1 protein-coding gene is annotated in these 2,995 nt (G+C 76.1%); it reads right to left on the bottom strand.

The genetic code is table 11. The features are described 5' to 3' along the window. The coding region (locus tag JM949_RS34970; protein WP_203152342.1) for an SDR family NAD(P)-dependent oxidoreductase at positions 1-2,995 on the bottom strand (2,995 nt) is incomplete at both ends.

Below are 2,995 nucleotides of genomic sequence, written 5' to 3'. Positions count from 1 at the left end.
GCAGGACCGGCTCGTCCCGGCTCAGCGCGGCGTCGAGCAGCGCGAGTCCCTGCTCGGCGGCGAGCGGCAGGATCCCGCCCCGGGCCATCCGGTTCCGGTCGGCGTCACTCAACTCGGCCATCCCGCTGGCCGGTGCCCACAGACCCCAGGCGAGGGACGTCGCAGTGAGGCCCTGAGCCCGTCGGTGCCCGGCGAGCGCGTCGAGGAACGTGTTGGCGGCCGCGTAGTTCGCCTGGCCCGGCCCGCCGAGCACCCCGGACGCCGCCGAGAAGAGCACGAACGCCCGCAGCCCGGTGGTGAGCTCGTGCAGGTTGATCGCCCCGTCGACCTTGGGGCGGAGCACCCGGTCGACCTGGTCGGCGGTGAGCGTGTCGGCCAGACCGTCGGCCAGGACGCCGGCCACGTGGAACACCGCATCCACCGGGTGCTCGGCGAGCACCGCGGCCAGTGCCGCCCGGTCCGCCACGTCGCAGGCCCGCGGCGTCACGTCGGCGCCGAGCGCGGTCAGCTCGGTGACCAGGTCCTCCGCCCCGCCACTGCGGCTCAGCAGCAGCAGCCGACGAACGCCGTGCGCGGTGACGAGATGTCGCGCCACGAGGCGGCCCAGCGCGCCGGTCGCGCCGGTGACCAGGACCGCGCCGTCCACGTCCAGGGCCGGCACGGTCAGCACGACCTTGCCGACGTGCCGGGCCTGGCTCAGGTGCCGTAGTGCGGCCGACGCCCGCCGGACGTTCCACCGGGTCACCGGCAGCGGTCGCAGCGCACCGTTCGCGAACAGGTCGAGCAGCTTCCGCAGCATCGCGCCGAGCAGGTCCGGGCCGGCCTCGTTGAGGTCGAACGCCCGGTACGTCACCCCGGCCGGCATCGTCGCGGGATCGCGCAGGTCGGTCTTGCCCATCTCGAGGAACCGTCCGCCGCGCGGCAGCAGCCGCACCGACGCGTCGACGAAGTCGCCGGCGAGCGCGTTGAGCACGACGTCGACGCCCTGCCCGCCGGTCGCCTGCCGGAACGAGTCGGCGAAGTCCAGCGTCCGCGAGTTGGCGATCCGCTCGTCCGGCAACCCGGCCGCCCGCAGGGCCGGCCACTTCGGCGGACTGGCCGTGCCGTAGACCTCGGCGCCGAGGTGCTCGGCGATCTGCACGGCGGCCATCCCCACCCCGCCGCTGGCCGCGTGGATCAGCACCGACTCGCCGGCCCGCAGGCCGGCCAGCTCCACCAGGCCCTGGTAGGCGGTGAGGAACGCGACGGGCACGGTGGCCGCCTCGGCGAAGGACCACCCGAGCGGCACGGGGACCACCAACCGGTGGTCGGTGACGGCCACCGGACCGAAGGCGCCGCAGGCGGCGAAGAGTCCCATCACCCGGTCACCGGGGGTCAGGTCCGTCACGCCGGGGCCCACCTCCAGCACCACACCGGCCCCCTCCCCGCCGAGCAGCGACTGCTGCGGGTACATGCCGAGGGTGATCAGCACATCGCGGAAGTTGACCCCGGCGGCGTGCACGGCGATCCGGACCTGCCCGGCGGCGAGCGGCGCGGTCGCCTCGGGGGCGGGGGCGAGCACCAGGTCCCCGACGCCGGTGCCGCCCGCCCCGGCCACCTCCAGCCGCCACGCGCCGGCTCCCGGCGGAGGTTCGAGCAGAGCGTCCGCGTCGTCGGGCAGCACGCGCGGGACGTACCCGATGCCGTCCCGAAGCGCCACCTGCGGCTCGCCCGCGGCGAGCGCGGCGACCAGCACGCCGGGCAGCGCGGCCCAGGAGTCGTCGTCCACGTCGAGCACCGTGAGCCGTCCCGGGTTCTCGGTCTGCGCCGAGCGCAACAGCCCCCACACCGACGCGTACGCCAGGTCGACCGCCGCTCCGTCCCGGACCGGCACCGCAGCACGGGTGACGATCACCAGGTGCGAGTCGGCGGCGGAGACCGCGCCGAGCCAGGTCCGCACGATGCCGAGGACCCGGTGTACGGCCGCGTGCACCGCCGCCGCGTCCGGGACTTCGGCTCCGGCGTCCCCGACGGCGGCGAGCGTGACGGCGGGCTGCTGGTCGGCGGCGGTGAGGTGGACACCGGCGGTGAACAGCGCGGCGCCGAGGCCGAGGTCGTCGTCCAGGACCGCCCACGGCCGGTCGGGACCGGTTGGCGCGGGTGGCAGCGCGACCCAGTCGAGCCGGTGCAGGAGCTGACGCCGGGCCACCCCGGTGGCGGCCAGCAGCCCGGCCGGGACGGCCCGGGTGGTCAGCGCCTCGACCGAGGCGACCGGGCGACCAGCCTCGTCCGCGACCTGCACGGCAAGCTGGTCGACAGCGGTCGGCACCAGCCGCACCCGAAGCGCGGCCGCGCCCACCGCGTGCAGCTGGACGCCCGTCCAGGCGAACGGCAGCCGGGGTGGTCCGGTGTCGCCCGGCACCGCGACCGCGGCGTGCAGGGCGGCGTCGAGCAGCGCCGGATGCAGGCCGTACCGGGCGGCGTCGGCGTGCAGTGCGCCCGGGAGTTGGACCTCGGCGAAGATCTCGCCGGCGCGCCGCCAGACCGCCCGGAGCCCGCGGAACGCCGGTCCGTACCCGTGGCCGGCGGCGGCCAGCCGCTCGTAGAGGCCCTCGATCGGCACCGACTCGGCATTTGGCGGCGGCCAGTCGGCCAGGTCGAAGGCGGGCGCGGGTTCGCCGGAGCGCAGCACCCCGGTGGCGTGCGTGATCCAGTCGTGGTCACCGTCCACGGGCCGGGAGTGCACGGAGAGCGGGCGCTCCCCGGACGGGCCAGCCGACCCGACGACCACCTGCACCTGGACGGCGTCGCGGCCCGGCGTCAACGGTGTCCGCAGGACCAGCTCCTCGACCCGGTCGCCACCGGTCTCCTCGGCCGCGCGCACTGCCAGTTCGAGCAGGGCCGTGCCGGGGACCAGCACGGTGCCGCCGATGGCGTGGTCGGCGAGCCAGGGCACGTCACGCACCCCCGAGCCGATCGCGACAGCGGCCACCGAGACCACGTTCGGCATGAAGAT

The sequence above is a fragment of the Micromonospora tarensis genome (assembly GCF_016803395.1).
GTDB lineage: Bacteria > Actinomycetota > Actinomycetes > Mycobacteriales > Micromonosporaceae > Micromonospora > Micromonospora tarensis.
This window is presented reverse-complemented; position numbering and strand designations above follow the sequence as displayed.